At 73.7% G+C, this 22,287-nt stretch carries 16 protein-coding genes; 7 read left to right on the forward strand and 9 right to left on the reverse strand.

What is annotated here, in order from left to right; translation table 11 throughout:
- Nucleotides 1-32: 32 nt before the first annotated feature.
- Nucleotides 33-1,664 carry a DUF885 domain-containing protein gene (locus DZA62_RS36930; RefSeq protein WP_116950521.1) on the forward strand — a complete coding sequence of 544 codons (1,632 nt, stop codon included), beginning with the start codon at nt 33-35 and terminating at the stop codon, nt 1,662-1,664.
- Here the strand turns inward: DZA62_RS36930 and DZA62_RS37270 are convergent.
- Nucleotides 1,639-1,761 (reverse strand): hypothetical protein, encoded by a 123-nt coding sequence (locus DZA62_RS37270; protein WP_269813904.1) that lies wholly within the window; start codon nt 1,759-1,761, stop codon nt 1,639-1,641. The two genes, DZA62_RS36930 and DZA62_RS37270, sit on opposite strands and share 26 nt — an antisense overlap.
- A 3-nt stretch (nt 1,762-1,764) precedes the next feature.
- Between DZA62_RS37270 and DZA62_RS36935 the strand changes: the two genes are divergently transcribed.
- Nucleotides 1,765-2,073 (forward strand): dihydrofolate reductase family protein, encoded by a 309-nt coding sequence (locus DZA62_RS36935; RefSeq protein WP_232827535.1) that lies wholly within the window; start codon nt 1,765-1,767, stop codon nt 2,071-2,073.
- Between the two features lie 761 nt (nt 2,074-2,834).
- Here DZA62_RS36935 and ngg read toward each other — a convergent pair.
- The 3 genes from ngg to DZA62_RS19230 all read right to left on the reverse strand — a co-directional run bounded on the left by ngg (nt 2,835) and on the right by DZA62_RS19230 (nt 7,934).
- The gene (gene ngg / locus DZA62_RS19220; protein WP_232827536.1) at nt 2,835-4,604 is read right to left on the reverse strand and encodes an N-acetylglutaminylglutamine synthetase; all 1,770 of its coding nucleotides are present in this window, start codon (nt 4,602-4,604) and stop codon (nt 2,835-2,837) included.
- Entirely contained in the window at nt 4,601-6,397 is a 1,797-nt protein-coding gene (locus DZA62_RS19225) for an N-acetylglutaminylglutamine amidotransferase (RefSeq protein WP_116950524.1), read from the reverse strand. Before DZA62_RS19225 ends, ngg begins: the two co-directional genes overlap by 4 nt.
- 178 nt (nt 6,398-6,575) lie before the next feature.
- The gene (locus DZA62_RS19230) at nt 6,576-7,934 is read right to left on the reverse strand and encodes a trypsin-like serine protease (RefSeq protein WP_116950525.1); all 1,359 of its coding nucleotides are present in this window, start codon (nt 7,932-7,934) and stop codon (nt 6,576-6,578) included.
- Nucleotides 7,935-8,317: 383 nt separating this feature from the next.
- Here DZA62_RS19230 and valS point away from each other — a divergent pair, with 383 nt between their 5' ends.
- The gene (gene valS / locus DZA62_RS19235) at nt 8,318-10,873 is read left to right on the forward strand and encodes a valine--tRNA ligase (protein ID WP_116950526.1); all 2,556 of its coding nucleotides are present in this window, start codon (nt 8,318-8,320) and stop codon (nt 10,871-10,873) included.
- Nucleotides 10,874-10,934: 61 nt separating this feature from the next.
- Entirely contained in the window at nt 10,935-13,025 is a 2,091-nt protein-coding gene (locus DZA62_RS19240) for a heavy metal translocating P-type ATPase (RefSeq protein WP_116950527.1), read from the forward strand.
- 91 nt (nt 13,026-13,116) lie between these two features.
- Here the strand turns inward: DZA62_RS19240 and DZA62_RS19245 are convergent, their stop codons facing one another.
- Nucleotides 13,117-13,626 (reverse strand): CGNR zinc finger domain-containing protein, encoded by a 510-nt coding sequence (locus DZA62_RS19245; RefSeq protein ID WP_198663957.1) that lies wholly within the window; start codon nt 13,624-13,626, stop codon nt 13,117-13,119.
- A gap of 25 nt (nt 13,627-13,651) precedes the next feature.
- On the opposite strand from DZA62_RS19245, the gene DZA62_RS35800 reads away from it, so the two are divergent.
- On the forward strand, nt 13,652-13,807 hold the full coding sequence (locus DZA62_RS35800) for a hypothetical protein (RefSeq protein ID WP_157987769.1): 156 nt from the start codon (nt 13,652-13,654) through the stop codon (nt 13,805-13,807).
- Between the two features lie 6 nt (nt 13,808-13,813).
- Here the strand turns inward: DZA62_RS35800 and DZA62_RS19250 are convergent, their stop codons facing one another.
- Together DZA62_RS19250 and DZA62_RS19255 are read right to left on the reverse strand one after the other, a co-directional pair.
- Complete coding sequence (locus tag DZA62_RS19250) at nt 13,814-14,737, reverse strand: serine hydrolase (RefSeq protein ID WP_116950529.1); 924 nt, start codon at nt 14,735-14,737, stop codon at nt 13,814-13,816.
- Nucleotides 14,734-15,624, reverse strand: a complete 891-nt coding sequence (locus tag DZA62_RS19255) for a LysR family transcriptional regulator (RefSeq protein ID WP_157987770.1) — start codon at nt 15,622-15,624, stop codon at nt 14,734-14,736. Before DZA62_RS19255 ends, DZA62_RS19250 begins: the two co-directional genes overlap by 4 nt.
- Before the next feature lie 114 nt (nt 15,625-15,738).
- Here DZA62_RS19255 and bla point away from each other — a divergent pair, with 114 nt between their 5' ends.
- Entirely contained in the window at nt 15,739-16,629 is an 891-nt protein-coding gene (bla, locus tag DZA62_RS19260) for a class A beta-lactamase (RefSeq protein ID WP_116950531.1), read from the forward strand.
- Nucleotides 16,630-16,725: 96 nt separating this feature from the next.
- Complete coding sequence (locus tag DZA62_RS19265) at nt 16,726-18,801, forward strand: penicillin-binding transpeptidase domain-containing protein (RefSeq protein ID WP_198663958.1); 2,076 nt, start codon at nt 16,726-16,728, stop codon at nt 18,799-18,801.
- On the opposite strand, the gene DZA62_RS19270 is transcribed toward DZA62_RS19265, so the two are convergent.
- Both DZA62_RS19270 and DZA62_RS19275 read right to left on the reverse strand, forming a co-directional pair.
- A complete protein-coding gene (locus tag DZA62_RS19270; protein WP_198663959.1) occupies nt 18,790-20,856 on the reverse strand; it encodes an acyltransferase family protein in 2,067 nt (688 codons plus the stop codon). The genes DZA62_RS19265 and DZA62_RS19270 overlap by 12 nt on opposite strands.
- A 113-nt stretch (nt 20,857-20,969) precedes the next feature.
- Entirely contained in the window at nt 20,970-22,184 is a 1,215-nt protein-coding gene (locus DZA62_RS19275) for a pyrophosphate--fructose-6-phosphate 1-phosphotransferase (protein WP_116950533.1), read from the reverse strand.
- Nucleotides 22,185-22,287: the final 103 nt, after the last annotated feature.

A 22,287-nucleotide genomic window follows, 5' to 3' on the forward strand; every position in this document is an offset into this window, starting at 1 on the left:
ACCCTGACATGCCGGGCCGGTAGCCTGCCGGTGTGCCCGCGAACGACGTGACCCAGGTGGCCGACGACTACCTCCGCGACCTCGCCGAATTCGATCCGTACGCCGCGCAGGCGCTGGGCCGCACCCCGTCGTCCCTGCTCGAGCAGCTCTCGCCCGACGCGTTCGCCGGGCGGCACGCTGTGACGGCGGACGCGGCGGCCCGGCTGGCCGCGGCGGAGCCGTCCGGGTTCCGTGAGCGGGTGCTGCGCGAGGCGCTGGCCGAGCGGCTGGCCAGCGACATCGCCCTGTACGAGGTGGGCTTCACGACGGCGCTGCTGGCGCCGCTGTCGACGCCGGTGCACTGGGTGCGGCAGACGTTCGACGGCCTGCCCGCGCGGACCCCGGACGACTGGACGGCGATCGGCCGCGAGCTGGGCCGGGTCCCGGTGGCGCTGCGGGAGTACGCGGCGACGCTGACGGCGTCGGCGGACCGCGGGCACGTGGTCGCCCAGCGGCAGGTGCTGGCCGTCGCCGCGCAGTGCGACGGCTGGGTCGCGGACCGGTCCTATCCCACGCTGGTGGCGCCGGCGGGGTCGCCGTCGCTGGACCGGCTGGCCAGCGACGCGACCGCGGCGACGGCGGCGTTCGCGGCGTTCCTGCGCGACGAGCTGCTGCCGCGGGCCGGGACCCGCGACGGCGTCGGCCGCGAGCTGTACGAGGTGACGTCGGCGGCGTTCCTGGGCGCGCGCATCGACGTCGACGAGACCTACGCCTGGGGCTGGACCGAGCTGGCTGCGCTCACGGCGCGGGCACGCGCCGTCGCCGCCGAGGTCGTCCCGTCCGGTGATGTCGACGACGCGGTGCGGGCGCTGGACGCCGACCCGTCCGGCGTCATCGACGGCGTGCCCGCCCTGGAGGCGTGGCTGCAGCGGCGCGTCGACGAGGCCATGGACGCCGTCGTCGGGACCCACTTCGATGTCCCGGACCGCACCCGCCGCGTGGAGTGCCGCGTCACGCCGTCCGCGTCGGGCGTCATGTATTACGTGACGGCCGACCCGGGACTGACCCGGCCCGGGCGGGTGTGGTGGACGCTGCCCGACGGTGTCACACGCGCGCACGTCTGGCGCGAGGTGTCGACGCTGCACCACGAGGGCGTCCCCGGTCACCATCTGCAGCACGCGATCACGCTGGGGCTCGACGACCTGCACCCGTGGCAGCGGTCGCTGTGCCACGTGCACGGCTACGCCGAGGGCTGGGCCCACTACGGTGAGGAACTGGCCGACGAGCTGGGGCTGGTGCGGACGCCGGGGGAGCGGCTCGGGATGATCTTCGCGCAGCTCTGGCGCGCCGTCCGCGTCGTCGTCGATCTGGGGCTGCACCTGGACCTGCCGATCCCGCGTGGCAACGGGCTCGTCGATGCGGAACGGTGGACGCCGGAGCTGGGCGCCCGCCTGCTGGTTGACGTCGGGCGACTGCACCCGCAGAAGGCCGCGTTCGAGGTCGACCGATACCTCGGCTGGCCGGGGCAGGCGCTCGCGTTCCGCGTCGGTGCCCGGCTGTGGCGCGAGGCCCGGGCATCGTCGGCATCGGACCGACGCCGGTTCCACGCCGACGCGCTGCGGCTGGGGCCGGTCGGCCTCGGCCCGCTGCGGACCCTGCTCAGCGAGCTGTCACCAGGTCGGTGAGCGCGGCGATCAGCCGGTCGGCGTCGTAGCCGTCCAGGACACCGGGCAGGGTGAGATTCTCGATGATCAGCCAGCTCAGCGCGAGGTACATCAGCACCTGGTGTTCTCCCGGACCCTCGCCGCGGACGCCGCCCCCGGCGTCGAGGTCGTGGCGAGCGACCCCGTCGCGCGGGTGCGCGAACTGAAGCGGGAACCGGGGGAGCGCATCTGGCTCTGCGGCGGCGGCGAGATCGCCGGCGTATTGCGCGACGAGATCGACGAACTGGCGATCAAGATCTACCCGGTCGCCGTCGGCTCCGGCCGGCCGCTCTTCGGCGCCGCCGGCTTCGCGCCCTCACACCTCGAGGTCACGTCGAGCCGCACATTCGGCGACGGCGTCGTGTTCGTCCACTACTCCCGCGCCACCTGACCGACGTCTGCGGAAGATCATCCAGGATCCGTGGCCCTCTGACGCCACTGATCCTAGATGATCATGGAAGCGGGCCGCAGCCGGTCGGCCGTGCGCCGCGCGGCGGGACCTTGTCGGTGCCCGCCCGTAGGGTGGGCACCCTCCCTAACCGGGCGGGGCATGCACCACGTCCGCAACGAGCGTCGGTCGCCGTCACCGCTGCCCATGGCCGAGAGCGGCCAGCGAGCCGGGGATTGGCCGCGGAGTCGGTCGCCGACGGTGCCGTCTGGGAAGAGCGAGCGGCCAGCGGGCCAGGGGCACAGCGGAGTCGGTCGCCGAACCCATCCGTGGCCGGTGAGCGGCCAGCGGGCCGGGACCACAGCGGAGTCGGTCGCCGAACCCATCCGTGGCCGGTGAGCGGCCAGCGGGCCGGGACCACAGCGGAGTCGGTCGCCGAACCCATCCGTGGCCGGTGAGCGGCCAGTGGGCCGGGAGCACAGCGGAGTCGGTGGCCCGAACACCACGCACGACCAGTGAGCGGCCAGCGGGCCGGTGCCAACAGCGAGCAGGGAAGCCGGGGCCCATGGTTGGGCCGGCCCCTGGTGCTGCTTGAACGGGGGCGCGGGTGGTCGGGTCAAGCGGTCGTCGCCGCGCGAAGCGCCCAACGGAGTCCGCTTGAGGCGGCCTCCCGCGCTCCCGACCATGGAGAGCAGCAGGGGGCAGGCCAACGCTGCAGACTCAACCCAACGAGAGCCCGGCCCACCGAACCGACCCCACCACCCTCACTGCGGCACAGGCGGCGGCTGCCAGGCCCGCGGCGTGGTGCGGGTGGCGGGGAACAGCAGGTCGACGAAGCGTGCGGCGGTGGGCTGGGGCTCGTGGTTGGCCAGTCCGGGCCGTTCGTTCGCCTCGATCAGCACGTACTCGTCCTCCGCCGGGCTGGGCACGATCATGTCCAGCCCGGTCACCGGGATGTCGATGGCCTCGCTGGCCGCCACCGCGGCGGCCGCGAGCGCCGGGTGCAGCGAGGCCGTCACATCGTGGATCGTGCCACCGGTGTGCAGGTTGGCGGTGCGCCGGACCTTCAGCGGGTCGCCGTCGGGGAGGACGTCGTCCAGCTCGTAGCCGCCGGCCCGGACCGTCGACACGGTCGTGTCGTCCAGCGGGACCCGCGACTCGCCGCCGGTCGAGGCGGAGCGCCGCCGGCTGTGCGCGTCGATCAGCTCGGCGACGGTGTGCCGGCCCGTGCCGTACACGGTGGCGGGCCGGCGGACGGCGGCGGCGACGACCTCGTGGCCGATGACGACGATGCGCAGGTCGTCGCCGTGGACGCACTCCTCGATCAGGACGTCGGGGCAGAACGTGCGGGCCAGTGACACCGCGGCCGCCAGGCCCTCCGGGGACGTCACGCCGACGGTGATGCCGCGGCCCTGCTCGCCGCGGACCGGCTTGACGACGACCTCACCGACCTCGTCCAGGAACGCCGCGTCGGCCTCCGGCGTCGAGGCCGACACGCCGCGCGGCACCGACAGCCCGGCTCGCTGGAAGATCCGCCGGGTGAGCTGCTTGTCGTCGCAGCGGCTCATCGCGACCGCCGTGGTCAGCTCGGACAGCGACTCGCGGGTGACGATGCGCCGCCCGCCGTGCGACAGCCGCAGCTCGCCGCTCTCGGCGTCGGTGATCTCTACCAGGATGCCGCGCCGCCGCGCCTCGTCGGCGATGATCTTCGCGTACGGGTTCAGTTCGGTCGACTCCGTGGGTCCGGCGACGTAGAGCGGCTCGTTGATCGGGTTCTTCCGCTTCACCGCGAACACCGGGACCCGCTGGAACCCGAGCTTGGTGTACAGCCGGATCGCCGGGTCGTTGTCGTGCAGGACGGACAGGTCGAGGTGGTCGCGGCCGCGGCCGATGTACCGCTCGGCCAGCACCCGGACCAGCGCCTCGCCGACACCGGGAATGGTGCACTGCGGGTCGACGGCGAGGCTCCACAGGCTGGCGCCGTTGTCGGGGTCGTCGAACGCACGGACGTGGTCGACGCCGGTGACGGTGCCGACGATCGCGCCGGAGCGCTCGTCCTGCGCCACCAGGTAGGTGAACGTCGGCGTGCGCTGGTTGCCCCACATCAGCTCGGTGTCGCCGGTGACCATGCCGCGGGCCGCGTACAGCCGGTTGATCTCCTCGGCGTCGGCCAGTTCGCTCATCTTGCGGACGAACACGCCGGAGACGGGGTTGCGCCGTGGCCGGTACCGGTGCAGCTCCAGCCGGTACGTCAGCGAGGGGTCGATGAACAGCTCGCCGGGCGCGTGCGACACCAGGACGTGCGGGTCGGCGACGTACATCGCGATGTCGCGGCGGCCCTCCTCCTCGGCCCGAAGCAGGTCGATGACGTGGCGCGGGTCCTCGAACGTCTGCGCGAACACCAGCCGGCCCCACGCGAGGTCGACGACGACGTCGCGCTTCATGTCGCGGACGAGGTGTTCCGGCGCCTCCTTCCACGGCCTGCTCCACAGCGACTGGCCGCCGCCCCCTCGGCCGCGCCGGGCGTCGCTCACCTGCCCACGCCCTCTCCGGGGAGTTGCGTCTGCAGCCACAGCTCCAGCAGCCCCAGCTGCCACAGCCGGTTCCCGCGCAGGGGAGTGAGGTCGGCGTTGGGGTCCTGGCGCAGCCGGTCGACGTACTCGGTCCGGAACAGGCCGCGGTCGCGCGCGGCGGCGGAGTGCAGGGCGTCCTCGACGAGTTCGAGGTACGGCCCCTGCAGGTACTTCAGCGCCGGCACCGGGAAGTAGCCCTTCGGGCGATCGATCACCTCGTGCGGGATGACCCGGCGCGCGGCCTCCTTGAGCACGCCCTTGCCGTCCTGCGCCAGCTTCAGCTCCGGCGGGCACTGGGCGGCCAGCTCGACCAGCTCGTGGTCGAGGAACGGCACCCGGGCCTCCAGGCCCCACGCCATCGTCATGTTGTCGACCCGCTTCACCGGGTCGTCGGTGAGCATGATCTGGGTGTCCAGCCGCAGTGCGGCGTCGACCGCGGTCTCGGCGCCGTCCTTGGTGAAGTGCTCGCGGACGAAGTCGAGACTGACGGCGCCGTCGGTGAGGTAGGCGGGCGCGACGACCTCGGCCATCGCGGCGTGGTCGCGGTCGAGGAACGCCTTCGCATAGGTGGCGACGGCGTCGGCGCGGCCCACGCCGGCCAGCGGCGGGTACCAGTGGTAGCCGGCGAACACCTCGTCGGCGCCCTGCCCGGACTGCACGACCTTGACGTGCCTGCTGACCTCCTTGCTGAGCAGGTAGAAGGCCACGGCGTCGTGACTGACCATCGGCTCGCTCATCGCGGCGATGGCATCGCCCAGCGACGGCAGCAGGTCGGCGCCGACGCGGATGCGGTGGTGGTCGGTGGCGAACTCGCGGGCGATGACGTCGGAGTACTTGAACTCGTCGCCCTCCTCGCCGCCGACCGCGTCGAACCCGATGCTGAACGTGTTCAGCCCGGTCTGCCCCTCCTGGGCGAGCAGTCCGACGACGAGGCTGGAGTCGAGGCCGCCGGAGAGCAGCACGCCCACCGGGACGTCGGCGACCAGGCGACGACGGACAGCGACACGGAGGCTTTCCAGGACGGCCTCCTCCCAGTCGGTGTCCGACCAGGAGGCCTTCGCGGGGTCGCGGGTGAAGGACGGATCCCAGTAGACCCGCTCGCGGCCGGCGCCGTCAGGCTCGACGACGCGGACGGTGGCCGGCGGCAGCTTGCGCACCCCGGCGAGGATCGTGTGCGGAGCCGGGACGACGGCGTGCCAGCTGAGGTAGTGGTGCAGCGCGACCGGGTCGATCGAGGTGTCGACGCCGCCGGCCCGGACCAGCGCCGGCAGCGTGCTGGCGAAGCGCAGCCGCTCGGGCGTCTCGGCGAGGTACAGGGGCTTGATGCCGAGACGGTCGCGGGCCAGCACCAGCCGGCCGGTGTCGCGCTCGTGGATCGCCAGCGCGAACATGCCGATGAGGTGGTCGACGAAGTTCTCGCCCCACCGGTGGTACGCCTTGCCGATGACCTCGGTGTCGGACGTCGAGAAGAACCGGTAGCCGTACCCGCTGAGCTCGTCGCGCAGCTCGCGGTAGTTGTAGATGCAGCCGTTGAAGACGACGGCCAGCCCCAGCTCGGGGTCGATCATCGGCTGATGGCCGTGTGGGGACAGGTCGATGATGGACAGCCGTCGGTGGCCGAGCGCCAGCGAGCCGTGCGCGTAGGCGCCGGAGTCGTCGGGCCCCCGGGCCACCATCGCGTCGCACATGAGGCCGACCGAGGAGAGGTCGGCGGGGCGGTTGTCGAACCTGAATTCTCCGGTGAGACCGCACATGTGTTTCGAGCCTACCCACCCTTCCGGTGCCGGTCGCGGGGCGCCGGTGCCGCCGGCGGCCCTTCTGAGGGTGGGTACCCGCTGTTCACGCCCTGAAACGCAGTTCGGCGGCGGCGCTCTCCGTGAGATGCGCCACCGCCGAACCGGTGGAACCGTGCTACTTGGCTAGGCGATCAGCTCAGACGTTCGAGCCGGTCGCGCGGCGGCGCGACGCGAAGGCCGCACCGGCACCACCGGCGGCCAGCAGCAGAGCCAGGCCGATCATGGTGGTGGTGTTCGAACCGGTGTCGGGCAGCTCCTCGCCGTCCTCGTCACCCGGGTCCTCGGTGGGCGTCGCGGACGGGGTCTCGCTCGGCTCCTCGGACGGGGTGTCGGTGGGCGTCGGGGTCGGCGTCTCCGTGGGCTCCTCGGCCTCGGCGACCGTGACGGTCACGGTGGCGGGGACGCCGTCGGTGTTGCCGTCGTTGGCGAGGTACAGGAAGGTGTCCTCGCCGGTGAAGCCCTCGGCCGGGGTGTAGACCAGCGTGGTGAGGGTCTCGTCGTCGGTGGTCAGCGTGCCGAACTCGGCCTCGCTCACCTTGAACGTGACGTCGTCGCCGTCGGCGTCGTCGGCCGTCAGGGTGATTTCGACCGGCTCACCGGCGGTGGTCTCGATGGTGACGTCGGCGACCTCGGCCGCGGTGTTGCCGTCGAGGACCGCGGCGATGCTGTCGGTGACGGCGCTCAGCTGGGTGTAGACACCCGGGACGCCCGGGCGGGCGCAGCCCTCGCCCCAGCTGACGACACCGATCTGGGTCCAGTCGTCCTCTTCGCCGGCGAGCAGCGGGCCACCGGAGTCGCCCTGGCAGGAGTCGACGCCGCCGTTCGCCAGGTCACCGGCGCACAGCTCGACCTCGGGTGCGGTCTCGATGCCGATCTCGGCGTAGGCCGCGACGCAGTCGTCGTCGCTGACGCTCGGGACCTCGACCTCCTGGAGGAACTGGCTGCCCTCGCCGGCGCCCTCCTCCAGGTCGCCCCAGCCGATGACCGTGTAGGTCTCGGAGGCGTCCAGCGAGTCGTCGGTGGCGATCTCGACCGGCTCGATGCCCTCGACCGGCTCGGACAGCTGGACCAGCGCCCAGTCGTTCGGGATGCCGGAGATGTTGCCGGACGACACGTACTCCGAGGTGTACGTGACGAGGTCCGGGCTGCCGAGGTCGACCGAGCCGAACGAGGCGACGATGCCGTCGGTCGGGCCGGTGCCGTTGACGCAGTGAGCCGCGGTGAGGATGACGTCGGGCTCGATCAGCGAGCCGCCACAGGCGAACTGGTCGTCGATCACCAGGTAGGCGATGAAGGGGTACTTGCCCTCGGGGGCGTCTTCACCGCCGACGATCTTGGTGTCGAACTCGGCGGGCGAGCTCTGGACAATGAGGGACTCCTGCGGAATCTCCTCGGCAGCGGCTGCGGAGCCGGCGGCGCTGATCAGCGTGGCACCCGTTACCAGGGCCACCGCCAGCGCGCCCGCAGCGCGGACGCGCGCGCGGAAGGTCTTCACACTGTCTCCAATTCACAATGAATGTCAGTTCAGCATCGAGCCCCCCGTCGCCACGCGTGCCCGTGGACGACAGGAGGGCCCGAAATGCTGGGAATGCTACACGAGGCGTGGACCCGCGGGAACCAACGGGGCATGAATCACGTCTAACGCGTCTTCGACCCCCCGGAAGCCCCTGCCGATCAGTGCCACGCAGGGCCGGACCACACCCCCTGGCCGCTTGATCCGCGCAGGTCAGCGGCGTGCTCCGGGCCGGGTGGATCGGTGGACCGACACGACCGGCACGAGAAGGATGTCATGAATTGCCGCCATGCCGGGCGTGTCGCGCCGAACCCGCGCGGATAATCGCCGGATGGCACCCGTGTGCCGCCATTAGGCTCGGCGGGGTGACTGACATCTCCCGCATCGATCCCGTGATTCCCGACCGGCCCACCGTCGACGGGCTGGACGAGGTATGGGTGACACGCTGGGAGCGCGACGGCGTCTATCGGTTCGACCGCACCCGCCCGCGTGCCGAGGTGTACTCCATCGACACGCCGCCGCCCACGGTGAGCGGCTCGCTGCACGTCGGGCACGTCTTCTCCTATACGCACACCGATGTCGTCGCGCGCTACCAGCGCATGTGCGGCAAAGCGGTCTTCTACCCGATGGGGTGGGACGACAACGGCCTGCCCACCGAGCGGCGGGTGCAGAACCACTTCGGGGTGCGCTGCGACCCGTCGCTGCCGTACGACCCCGGCTTCGAGCCGCCACCGGGTAAGCGGGCGGCGAAGGACCAGCTGCCGGTGTCGCGGCGCAACTTCATCGAGCTGTGCGAGCGGCTGACGGCCGAGGACGAGCGCGTGTTCGAGGAGCTGTGGCGGCGGCTGGGGCTCTCGGTCGACTGGTCGCACGGCTACCAGACCATCGACGCGGCGGCCCGGCGGGCGTCGCAGCGCGCGTTCCTGCGCAACCTCGCTCGCGGCGAGGCCTATCTCGCCGAGGCGCCCACCCTGTGGGACGTCACGTTCCGGACGGCGGTCGCGCAGGCCGAGCTGGACGACCGCGAGCGGCCCGGCGCCTACCACGACCTCGTGTTCACCCGCGCCGACGGCGAGCCGCTGCTCATCGCGACGACTCGGCCCGAGCTGCTGCCGGCCTGTGTCGCCGTCGTCGTGCATCCCGACGACGCGCGCTACGCCGCTCTGGTCGGGACGACTGTGCGCACGCCGCTGTTCGGCGTCGACGTCCCCGTCGTCGCGCACCGCCTCGCCGACCCCGAGAAGGGCACCGGCGCGGCCATGATCTGCACCTTCGGCGACACCACCGACGTCACCTGGTGGCGTGAGCTGGCGCTGCCCACCCGTCCCGTGGTCGGCCGCGACGGCCGGCTGCTGCGCGACGTGCCGCCGTGGCTCGACGACTCCGTCGGCCGGGCGGCGTACGAGCAGCTCGCCGGCGCGACGGTGCACACCGCCCGCGAGCGGGTGGCCGAGCTGCTGCGCGAGGCCGGCGGTCTCGTCGGCGAGCCACGCCCGATCACCCACGCGGTGAAGTTCTACGAGAAGGGCGACCGCCCGCTCGAGATCGTCACCACCCGGCAGTGGTACATCCGCAACGGCGGGCGCGACGAGGCGCTGCGCGAGGCGCTGCTCGAGCGCGGGCGCGAGCTCCAGTGGCATCCGGAGCACATGCGGGTGCGGTACGAGAACTGGGTCGGCGGGCTCAACGGCGACTGGCTGATCAGCCGGCAGCGGTTCTTCGGTGTGCCGATCCCGCTCTGGTATCCGCTCGACGACGCCGGGTCGCCGGTCCACGACGCGCCGATCATCCCGGCCGAGGGCGACCTGCCGGTCGACCCATCCTCCGATGCGCCGCCCGGCTACGCCGAGGCGCAGCGCGGCGTGCCCGGTGGCTTCACCGGCGATCCCGATGTCATGGACACCTGGGCGACGTCGTCGCTGACGCCGCAGATCGCCGGAGGCTGGGAGGCCGACGACGACCTGTTCGCGCGCGTGTTCCCCATGGACCTGCGGCCGCAGGCGCACGAGATCATCCGCACCTGGCTGTTCGCCAGCGTCGTCCGCGCGCACCTCGAACACGGCGTGCTCCCTTGGCGGCATGCGGCCATCTCCGGCTGGATCCTCGACCCCGACCGCAAGAAGATGTCCAAGTCCGCCGGAAATGTCGTCACGCCGCTGGACCTGCTCGAGCAGTACGGCTCCGACGGCGTCCGCTACTGGGCGGCCAGCGGCCGGCCGGGCGCCGACACCGCGTTCGACCCCGGCCAGATGAAGATCGGCCGCCGGCTGGCGATGAAGATCCTCAATGTGAGCCGGTTCGTGCTCGGGCTCGGCCCGGTGGCCGACGGCGCCGAGGCCACCGCGCCGCTGGACCGCGCCATGCTGGCGGCGCTGGACCACACCGTCGCCGCCGCGACCCGCGCCCTCGACGACTACGACCACACCCGCGCGCTCGAGGTCGCCGAGCGGTTCTTCTGGGACTTCTGCGACGACTACGTCGAGCTGGTGAAGGCCCGTGCCTACGGCGACTCCGGCGACGACGCGGGTGCGGCGTCGGCCCGGGCGGCGCTGCGGCGGGCGCTGTCGGTGCAGCTGCGGCTGTTCGCTCCGTTCCTGCCGTTCGTCACCGAGGAGGTCTGGTCGTGGTGGCGCGACGGCTCGGTGCACCTGGCTCCGTGGCCGGCCGCCGAGGGCGTCGTGCGGGCCGAGGCGGAGCTGTTCTCCACGGCTTCGGCCCTGATCGGGGCGGTGCGCAAGGCCAAGACCGAGGCGCAGCTGTCGCTGCGGACCGACGTCGCGCGGGCGGTCGCGCGGGTCCGGCCGGCCGACGTCACCGCGGCCGGCGAGCTGCTCGACGACGTGCGGGCGGCCGGGCGGGTCGCCGTCCTCGACGTCGAGCCCGATGCCGACGCCGACGTGGTCACCGTCACGCTGACCTGATCGGAATACCCCTAGGGGGTATGCTGTTGCATGGTCCGAGCCGATGAGAGGTGAAGCGACCATGGAGCAGCACGAGCACGCCGTCGCGACGGAGCATCGCGGCGCCCACGACCACGCTGGTCACGGGGCCGGGCCGGCGGGTCACGCCGGCCACTCCGGGCACGACAAGCACGCCGGGCACGGCGACGGCAGCATGTTCCGGGACAAGTTCTGGGTGAGCCTGGTCCTGGCCGTCCCCGTGGTCGGCTTCAGCGCGATGTTCGCCGACCTGATCGGCTACGAGGTGCCCGGCTGGGGCACCTGGATTCCGCCGGTGCTCGGCACGTTCCTGTTCTTCTACGGCGGCTGGCCGTTCCTCACCGGCGCCAAGGCGGAACTGGCCGACCGGCTGCCCGGCATGATGACGCTGATCTCGCTGGCCATCACCGTCGCGTTCGTCGCGAGCGGGCTGACCACGCTGGAGATCGGCGGTCTGGACCTCGACTTCTGGTGGGAGCTGGCGCTCCTGATCGTGGTCATGCTGCTCGGCCACTGGCTGGAGATGCGGGCCCTCGGGCAGGCGTCGGGTGCGCTGCAGGCGCTGGCCGAACTGCTGCCCGACACCGCCGAGCGGGTCGGCGCGGACGGGACACTGACCGAGGTGCCGCTGGCCGAGCTGGCGGTCGGTGACGTCGTCCTGGTGCGTTCCGGCGGGCGGGTCCCGGCCGACGGCGTCGTCGCCGAGGGGACCGCCGAGGTCGACGAGTCCACCGTCACGGGCGAGTCGAAGACCGTCACCCGCGGGCCGGGCGACCGCGTCGTCGCCGGCACGGTCGCCACCGACACCGCCATCCGCATCGAGGTCAACGCCGTCGGCGACGACACCGCGCTGGCCGGCATCCAGCGGTTGGTCGCCGACGCACAGGCGTCCAGCTCGCGGGCGCAGGCGCTGGCCGACCGCGCCGCCGCGTGGCTGTTCTGGTTCGCGCTCGGCGTCGGCGCGCTGACGTTCGTCGTGTGGGCGCTGCTGGGCGAACCGTCGGACGCCGTCGAACGCACCGTGACGGTGCTGGTCATCGCCTGCCCCCACGCCCTCGGGCTGGCCATCCCGCTGGTGATCGCGATCTCGACGGCGATGTCCGCCCGGGCCGGCATCCTGGTCAAGGACCGGCTGGCGCTGGAGCGCATGCGCCAGGTCGACGCCGTCCTGTTCGACAAGACCGGCACGCTGACGATGGGCCGTCCGGCGGTCTCCGGGGTGGCCACGGCCGGCCCGGCGGGCGAGGGCGAGCTGCTGGCGCTGGCCGCGGCGGCCGAGCGCGACTCCGAGCACCCGCTGGCCACGGCGGTCGTCGCGGCCGCGTCGGCACGCGGGCCGATCCCGGCGGCGACGGAGTTCCGCTCGCTCACCGGCAAGGGCGTCCGCGCGGTCGTCGGCGGCGCGCAGCTCGCGGTCGGCGGGCCCGGCCTGCTGCGCGATCTGGACCTGCCGGTGCCGGAGCCCGTCGCCCCGTCCGTCGCCGAGTGGGCGGCGGCCGGCTCGACCGTCCTCTACGTCGTCCGCGACGGCGCCGTTCTCGGCGCGCTGGCGCTGGCCGACGAGATCCGGCCGGAGTCGCGCGAGGCGGTCGCGCTGCTGCGGGCCGAGAAGGTGCACACGGTGATGATCACCGGCGACGCCCGCAACGTCGCCGAGTCGGTGGCGGCGAAGGTCGGCATCGACGAGGTGTTCGCCGAGGTGCTGCCGGAGGACAAGGACGCCGCGGTGACGTCGCTGCAGGAGCGCGGTCTGTCGGTCGCGATGGTCGGCGACGGCGTCAACGACGCTCCCGCGCTGGCTCGCGCCGACGTCGGTGTCGCGATCGGCGCCGGCACCGACGTCGCGGTCGAGTCCGCCGGCGTGGTGCTCGCGTCCGACGACCCGCGCGGCGTCGTCTCGGCCCGGCGGCTGTCCACGGCCAGCTACCGGAAGATGGTGCAGAACCTGGTGTGGGCGACGGGGTACAACCTGGTGTCCGTGCCGCTCGCGGCCGGCGTGCTGGCGCCGATCGGGTTCGTGCTGCCGCCGGCGGCCGCCGCCGTCGCCATGACCGCGTCGACGGTCATCGTCGCGGCCAACGCCCAGCTGCTGCGGCGGCTGACCCTGCGGCCGGACCAGTTGTCCCGTCGCTAGAGCTCTGCCGTCGCATGCGACCGCAGAGCGCTATCGCGCGCGCGATGGAGGTCTGCCGTCACATCCGACCGCAGACCTCCAGCGGGCGGGCTCACCGGGCGCGGTGCCGCCGGACGGCCTGGCGGTTGGCGCAGCGCGGCGAGCAGTAGCGCTGCCGGCCGTTGCGGGTGACGTCGGCGAAGGCGACGGTGCAGTCGTCGGCGGCGCAGCGGGCCAGCCGGTGCAGCCCGCGCTGGGTGAGGAACCACGCCAGCCCGAACGCGGTGATCGCCGCGAACTGCCGCTCCGGCGGCACGTCGTCGGGGCGGAAGTGCACGTGCGGCGGGCCGTTGTGCAGGCTGATGCGCGGGTGCGACGTTCCGCGGGCGAGCAGCCGGTTCAGCGCCTCGATGCGCTCGCCGTCGCCCGGGGCGTCGACGACGCCGGCCAGCGCGGCCCGCCAGCGCCGCAGTCCGGCCGCGTCGTCCTCGGACGGAGGGCGTTCCAGCAGCAGGTCGTGCTCGGCCGCCAGCCGGGTGACGTCGGCGGCGGAGTCGATGCGGGCGTTCACCACAGCCGCGGCCAGGAGCGCACCCTCGTCGCTGTAATGGTTGAAATGCACAATGCCATTACAGCACGGTGGAGTCATGAGCGATCGACTCCTCGAAGTGGTCCGGGCCTGCGGCCGGTGCGGCGTCACCGTGCGGCCGGACCGCGTGACGTCCTGGCACCGGACGGGCGACGGCTTCGTCGGCTACGCCCGGTGCTCCTGTGGCGGCCTGGTCGTGGTCCGCCCGGGCTGACGATCCCTAGACCCGCAGCACGTCGACCGCGGCGCGGGCGGCGCGGCCGATCGCGCGGTCCGCCTCCGGCTGCGACCGGGCCGCGACGGTCGACGCGGTGAGGGCGGCGACGGCCACGCGGTCGCCGGTGGACGTGGCGACCATGCCGGCCTCGTGCCGCAGGTTGAGGAACGTGCCGGTCTTGCTGCTGACGGTGACGGAGTCGGCGGCCAGCTCCGACGTCATGCGGCCGCGGTTCACCTGGTGGCCCAGCAGTTCCCGCAGCTGCGCCGTCGCCGCCGGCACGCTGACGTCGTCGGTCCAGACGCGCGCGACCAGCGACACGAGCCCGGCGGCGGTCCCGCTGGTGGCCGCCGCGACGTCGAGGGTCGGCAGCACGTGCCCGCCGCCGTCGGTGGTCGCCCGGACGGCCAGCTCCAGCGCCAGCACCGGGTCGTCCGGCGCCACGGCGGCCGCGGCCTCGTACAGTCGCCGCATCGGGTGCCGCACGACGATGCCGTCGCACCCCCAGCCCTGCAGCGTCGCCGTCACCCGCTCGGGCGGCACCAGCGCGAAGACGGCGTCGGCGGCGGCGTTGTCGCTGACCGACAGCATGAGCAGCAGCAGATCCTCCAGCGCGATGCGGCTCGGGTGCCGGAACAGCGCGGCGCCGGTCGGGCCGGGCGTCATGCGCCCGGGGACGAGGTCGACCGGGCGCGCGGGATCGAGCTCGCCGGCCGCGATGAGGTCGAGCACGACGAGTGCCAGTGGCAGCTTGCTCACCGACGCCAGCGCGTACGGCACGTGGATGTCGAACCCGAGGTCCTCGCCGGTGTCGATGTTGCGGGCGTACAGCGCGCCGCGCAGCCCGGTGGCGGCCCAGTCGGCGCGGATGTCGTGCGCCGTCCGCACCGCCTCACCCGAGAAGCCGAACGCGTCGGACGTGGTCATCGCGGGTCCTCCGGGTCGGTGACGAGGCCGGCCGCGCGGGCCAGGGCCGGCAGGACGGCGCCGACGAGTTCGCGCGCCACTCGCGGCCGGCTGGCGACGGCGTAGGTGCGGCGGACGGCGACGTCGCCGAGCGGGCGCCAGCGCAGCCGGTGCGCCGCGGCCCAGGCCGGGGTACACAGGATCGCGTCGCCGTACTCGAGCGCGCCGGTCAGCGCCTCGGTGTCGGGTGTGCCCACGCACAGCTGGCCGTCCAGCAGACCGGCCAGCCGGGCGGCCCGGTGAACCGGGTCGCGCACCCAGGGCACGTCGTCCTCGGCGGACAGGTGCAGCACTCTCGGCCGGCCGTGGTCGCCACCGGAGCGGCGCAGCTGGTCCAGGTGCAGCCGCCGGCCGCGCAGGTCGCCGGTCGCGGTGGCCGCGCCGAGCTCCGCGCCGGTCTCCTCCGCGTCCGGCGGGCAGGGCAGCAGGGCGACGTCGAGCCGGCCGCGGCGCACCAGGGCCGCCCGCTCGTCGGCGGGCTGCTCGGTGAAGGTCAGCGTGACGCCGGCTGCCGCGGCCGCGCGACGGGCGGCGACCAAGGCCCGCGGGTCCGGGCCGGCCGGGATGCCGGCGCTGAGCCCGGCGGCGCGGGCCGCGGCGGCGAGCTCGCGGAAGTGCCCGGCCCGGGCGACGAGGTCGGCGGCGTGGGGGAGCAGCGTGCGGCCGGCGTCGGTCAGCTCGACCTGCCGCGACGTGCGGTGCAGCAGCGTGCTGCCGAGGTCGCGCTCGAGCGCCGCGACCCGCCGGCTGACCACCGGCTGCGGCATGCCGCAGAGGTCGGCGCCGCGGGTGAAACTGCGCGCCTCGGCCACCGCGACGAACGCCTCGAGCTGCCTCAGCAGGTCCACAGGCAGCAACGATACACATTCGGCATGGATCGGTGGCGGTTGCGTCTTGGACATCGGTGCGGCCGCCTTGCGACGGTGATCGGGCTCGACCCGCCGCTTTCGAGGAGGAACCCGATGGACCGTCCGCAGCCCAGCCGCCGCACCCTTCTGCGCCTCGGCCTCGCCGTCCCGCTGGCCGCGTCGGCCGGCGTGCTCGGCGGCGGAACGGCCGGCGCCACGGGCTCCGGCGAGGACCCGGCGGTCCGCGAGCTGGAGCGCACCCACGACGTCGTGCTCGGCGTCAGCGCGACGAACCTCGCGACCGGCGCTCAACTGGCGCACCGGGCCGGCGACCGGTTCCCGATCCTGTCGGTGTTCAAGTCCGTCGTCGCGGCCGCCGTGCTGCGCGACCTCGACGACGCGCGCCTGGATCATCGGGTCTGGTACCCGCCGGCCGACATCCTGCTGAACTCGGCGATCACCGCGGAGCACGTCGACACCGGCATGACCGTCGCCGAGCTGTGCGACGCCGCGATCCGCTACAGCGACAACGCCGCCGGGAACCTGCTGCTGCGCGAGGTCGGCGGGCCGCGCGGGCTGACCGCGTTCGCCCGTTCCCTCGGCGACCGCGCCACCCGGCTGGACCGCTGGGAGATCGAGCTCAACTCGGCCGAGCCGGGCGACGTCCGCGACACCTCCACGCCGGCGGCGCTGGCCCGGACGTTCGCCGGCCTGCTCGTCGGCGACCTGCTGCGACCGGCGGACCGGCGCCGGCTGCGGAACTGGATGCTGGCCAACACGACGTCCGGTCCGCGGTTCCGCGACGCGCTGCCGGACGGCTGGCTGCTGGCCGACAAGACGGGCGCCGGCGACTACGGCACCAACAACGACGCCGGGGTCGCGTGGAACCCGGCCGGTGAGCCGATCGTCATCGTTGCCATGAGCCGCCGCACGGAACGTGACGCCGAGCGCGTCGACGCCGCCCTGGCCGACGTGGCCCGGCTGGTCGTGCGGCGACTGGGCTGACCGGCGCTCTCATACATTGGCGCTAGGGTGTGGCCCCCTGGGGCCTCGGCCGCGGCGTCGCGGCAGGCCATCGACACGGGAGACATACCCTCGGGTGTGTTCGACGACGGGCAGGAACGGGGAGCGATGATCTGGAAGAAGGCGCCGCGGCGAATCCTCGCGGCGACGGCCGGAGGCGTGCTGGTGGCGACGGTGGCGGGGTGCAGCGGCGACGATCCGCCCGACGCCACCCCGGTGGCCGAGCAGCTGGCCCAGGCCGTGGCTTCCGGCGATCTCGCCGGTGTCCCGCTCGGCGACACCGCTGCCGAGGACGCCACGGCGGCCGTCGAGGCGATCGTCGCGGGCATGGGGGCGGCCACGCGCACCGTCACCGTCACCGACCTCGAGCAGACCGACGACGAGAACACCCGCCAGGTCACCCTCGACGTCGGCTGGGACCTCGACGGCTCCGGCGCGCCCGCCGCCGAGCCGGGCACCGAGAGCCCCACCGGCACGGCGGCCACCACCAGCACGCCGACACCTACGGCGAGCGGCACACCGGACGCTCCGGACTGGACCTACCAGACCACCGCGACCCTGCGCGTCGCCGAGGACACCGAGGCCGGCTGGACGGTCGACTGGTCGCCCGCGATCCTGCACCCGCAGCTCTCCGACGGCGCCACCCTCGACCTCTCGCGGACGCAGGCCACGCGCGCCGACATCCTGGGCGCCGGCGGCGAGGTCATCGTCACCGAGCGGCCGGTCTACCGCGTCGGCATCGACAAGACCCGCGTCGACGCCGCGCTGGCGCCTGAGTCGGCCACCGCGCTGGCCGAGGTCGTCGGCGTCGACCCGGCCGGCCTGGCCGAGCGGGTCCAGAACGCGGGAGAGCGGGCCTTCGTCGATGCCATCACGCTGCGCGAGGCCGATGCCGCGCCGCTGCTGGCGCAGATCGAGGCGATCGAGGGCGCGGTCGCCATCGAGGACACCCTCGCCCTGGCGCCGACGCGCGACTTCGCCCGGCCGATCCTCGGGACCGTCGGCGACGCCACCGCGGAGCTGGTCGAGGAGTCCGGCGGGCGCATCGTCGCGGGTGATGTCGTCGGACTGTCCGGGCTCCAGGCGCAGTACGACGCGCAGCTCGGCGGCACGTCCGGACTGACCGTCGAGCTGGTGCCGCCGGAGCCGTCCGGCGACCCCACCGCTACCGCCACGGCCTCGCCGGCCGCGGAGGAGCCCGCGCCGGCCGAGCCGGAGGTGCTGTTCGAACGCGAGGCGGCGCCCGGCACCCCGCTGGCCACGACGCTGAACGTCGAGCTGCAGTCCCGCGCCGAGGGCCTCCTGGCCGACGTCGCCCCGGCCAGCGCGATCGTCGCGATCCAGCCGTCCACCGGTGCCGTTCTGGCCGCCGCCAGCGGGCCGGGTGGCGAGGGCTACTCGACCGCGACGCTCGGCCAGTACGCGCCGGGCTCGACGTTCAAGGTCGTGACGTCGCTGGCGCTGCTGCGCGCCGGGTTGACCTCCGACTCCGCCGTCGAGTGCACGCCGACGGCGACCGTCGACGGGCGCGAGTTCTCCAACTACAGCGACTACCCGTCCGGGGCGATCGGCGACATCACGCTGCGCGAGGCGGTCGCGAACTCCTGCAACACCGCCTTCATCAACCAGAACGCGGTCGCCGACCAGGCGTCGCTGGCGCAGGCCGCGGCGTCGCTCGGGCTCGGCGCCGAGTACCAGGTCGGCGCGCCGGCGTTCCTCGGCACCGTCCCGGCCGAGGCCGATGGCACCGCGCACGCCGCGTCGATGATCGGGCAGGGCGAGGTGCTGGCGTCGCCGCTGGCCATGGCCACGGTGGCCGCGTCGGTCGCCGCCGGGCACACCGTCGCGCCGACGATGGTCGACCCCGCGGCCACGCCGCCGGAGGGCACGCTGACCGCCGACGAGGCCGCCGTCCTGCAGGACCTCATGCGCGCGGTGGTCGAGGAGGGGAGCGGTGCGTTCCTCGGCGACGTCCCGGGCGACCCGGTCGGCGCGAAGACCGGCACCGCCGAGTACGGCACCGAGACCCCGCCGCGCACGCACGCCTGGATGATCGCGACCCAGGGCGACCTCGCCGTCGCGGTGTTCGTCGAGGACGGCGAGTCCGGCTCGCGCACCGCCGGCCCGCTGCTGGAAGCCTTCCTAGGCGGCTGACCGGCGGGCAGCGGCGAGGTACGGCCGCAGCTCGGCGTCCAGGTGCGAGGCCAGGCTGCGGGCGTACGTCGCGGTGAGGTGGTGGTCGTCGCGCCAGACCACCACGTTGCCGATGACCGCGGGGCACTCGTCGGTCGGGCAGATGGCCCGGTTGAGGTCGACGACGTCGACGCCGCCCAGCTCGCGGGCGGCGACGTGCTGCTCGTCGCCGGCCTTCTCGACGGCGTCGGCGCGCGGCCGGGCGCACTCGGTCAGCTGGTCCGGGTGGGCGCTGACGCACTCGGCCGGGTCCTGGTCGAGCCACGGCGTGTTCTCCAGCACCACCAGCTCCACGCCGGCCGCCCGCACCGCCTGCCAGCTGTCGCGCAGCCCGTCGGCCAGGCGGTCGGCGCTGGCGTCGTCGCCCAGCTCGCGGCCGTCCTCCCACACCCGGTAGGAGTTGCTGCCGGACGTCACCACGAGGTCCGGCTTGTCCGGCCCGGTCAGCCGGTCCAGCAGCGCCTCGTTCCACTCGCGGCACGAGGTGTACGGCACCCCGGCCGCGGTGGTGACCTCGGCGGCGAAGAACCCGCACGACGATTTCGTGTAGGTCTCGATCCGCCAGCCGTACCTCTCGCCCAGCACGTCGAGCGCCGGCTGCCACTGGGCGGCGTGCGAGTCGCCGGCCAGCGCGATGACGCGGTCGGAGTCGAGGTCGCCGTAGGCGCAGCTGGCGAGGTCGGCGTCCTCGGCGTTCTGCTGGCAGCCGTCGGGGTAGATGTCCGGGTTGTCCTCGGGGACGTCGATCGGGTCCGGGGTCAGCGCCGGCACCTGGTCGACGGGCATGCCGTCGGGGTCGCCGGCCGGGTCCGGTGCGAGGACGGCGGCGCCGGGCGCCTCGTCGGCCGTCGCGTACTCCGGCACCGCCTTGACGGTGACGAGAGCGGCCAGCAGCGCCGTCGCCGTCGCCGCCACCCCGACGGCGACCGTCCGGCCGGGCCGGACGGCGAGCACGCGGGCGTGGTGGATCGGCGCCTCGACCAGCCGGTGCGTCAGCCAGGCGGGGACGAACGCCGCCGCGACCACCAGCGTGCCCTGTGCCGGCGACAGCGCGCCCCACACCGCGCTCGCCGCCATCAGCAGCGGCCAGTGCCACAGATACAGCGAGTACGACAGCCCGCCCACCCACCGCATCGGTGCGCTCCCGAGCAGCCGCCCCGGCGCCGTTCGCACCGTTGCCACGCCCGCCGCGATCACCGCGGCCGTCCCCAGCACCGGCACGAGCGCCGCGGTGCCGGGGAACGCCGTCGTCGCGTCATAGGTCAGCGCCGCCCAGCCGATCGCCGCGAGCCCGCCGCCGGCCAGCGCGCCGGCCACCCAGCGCGGCAGCCGCTCCAGCCGGCGCGCACCGATCGCCAGCGCCGCACCGGCCGCCAGCTCCCACACCCGCGTCGTCGTCGCGAAGTACGCCGCGCCGGGCGACGCGGTGGTCAGGTGCACCGACCACGCGAACGACGGGACGGCGACCACCGCGAGCCCGGCCAGCAACGTCCGCCGCAGGGACGGCGTGCCGCGGCGGCGCCGCCGCCACCACACCAGGGCGATGATCAGCACCGGCCAGAGCAGGTAGAACTGCTCCTCGACGGCGAGGGACCAGAAGTGCTGCACGGGGCTGGGGGCGTCGCCGGCGGCCAGGTAGTCCACCGAGTCCGCCGCGAGCCGCCAGTTGACCACGTACGTCGCCGCTGCCGTGATGTCGCCGGCCACGGACGGCCAGCGCAGCGGCGGCAGCAGCAGCATCGTCAGCGCGGCGGTCGCAGCGAGCACGACCGCCGTCGCCGGGAGCAGCCGGCGGATCCGGCGCGCGTAGAACCGGCCCAGCCGCAGCCGGCCGGTCGATTCGACCTCGCGCAGGATCAGCCCGGTGATGAGGAAACCGGAGATGACGAAGAAGACGTCGACGCCGACGAATCCGCCGCCGACCAGTGGCAGGCCGGCGTGGTAGGCGAGCACCAGCAGTACCGCGACAGCGCGCAGGCCCTCGACGTCGGGCCGGAACCGGGGACGGTCCGTCACGTCGGAGGCACTCCTCCCGGCGGCTGTCGAGTCACCGTGAGGGCGTACCCATCCGCGGCCGCGACGAACGGGTGCGTTCGCCGCGGCCGTGGGGTGGTGCTGGCCGAGCGAGGTCAGGCCGGCTGCCCGATCGCGCCGAGCAGGTCGGCGAACCACGGCGTGGACGGGTCGAACTCCTTGCCGCCCTTGATGCGGTCGAACTCGATGGCGCGCAGCCGGCCGCCGCGCTCCTCGTCGTGTCCGATGAGCCCGCCCTCGTGCCGCAGCGCGCACTCGACGGCGAGGTCGGTGCAGCTCTTGATCAGCCGCAGGTCGTCGGAGTTGGCGGCGGCGGACCGGCTGAAGTAGCCGCTCTTCTGCACCATGACCTTCTCGGCGCCGACGCGGGCGGCGAACTGGTCGGCGAACCAGGCGCCGGGGTTGATCTTGTCGATCTTGACGTGGCCGAACGGGTCGCGTGGGACCTCTTCGCCGGCCGCCTCGAGCTCGGCGACGATGGCCTCGACGCCGGCGCCCTCGGACAGGAAGATGTTGACGCAGCCGAGCGCGTCCATGAGCGAGCGCAGCCGGCCGGCCTCGGCGTCGAGGTCGAGCTTCTGCTCCGGCACGTAGACGGCGTGGACGTCCCAGCGACGCGGGTCGACGCCCAGCTCCGGCGCCCACTCCTGGGCGGCCAGCCACTTGCGGTAGGCGCGCGCCGTGGCCCCCGTCAGCCAGCCGCAGTGCCGGCCCATGACCTCGTGCACGATCAGCATGCGCGGGTTGGACGAGTGCTCGGCGATGATGTTGCGGGCGTAGATCGAGCCCTGCTCGGCGGCCGTCCAGGCGCCAAGGCTCTGCCGCACCGGCACGATGTCGTTGTCGACGGTCTTCGGCAGCCCGACCACGGTCAGCTCGTAGTCGTTGGTGCCGAGGAACGCGGCGAGGTCGGCCGCCGTCGTGTTGGTGTCGTCGCCGCCGATGGTGTGCAGTACGTCGACGCCGTCGCGGGTGAGCTGCTCGGCCGCCACGTGCAGCGGGTCCTGGCCCTCCTGGACCAGCCCGCGCTTGACGCAGTCGGCGACGTTGGTCAGCTTGACCCGGCTGTTGCCGATGGGTGAGCCGCCGAACCGGTGCAGCCGCGACGCCGTGGCCCGCATCTCGGGCGTGATGGTGATCGAGCGGCCGGTCAGCAGGCCCGCGTAGCCGTCGAGGTAGGCGATGATCTCGACCTCGGGCGCGATCTCGGTGTACCGCTCGATCAGGCCGCCGACGGCCGACGACAGGCACGGGGCCAGGCCGCCGGCCGTGAGCATGGCGACCTTGCGCACAGGTGTGCTCTCGGGCATATGAGGTGACCTTCTGTCGGAGTGGGACGGATCGCCTGACACCCTATCGCCGCTTCCTGAGACTCCTGGGGTGTGCCTCGTCTGCCTGTCCGGGGTGTGGGCT

The organism is Jiangella endophytica, from assembly GCF_003427025.1.
GTDB lineage: Bacteria > Actinomycetota > Actinomycetes > Jiangellales > Jiangellaceae > Jiangella > Jiangella endophytica.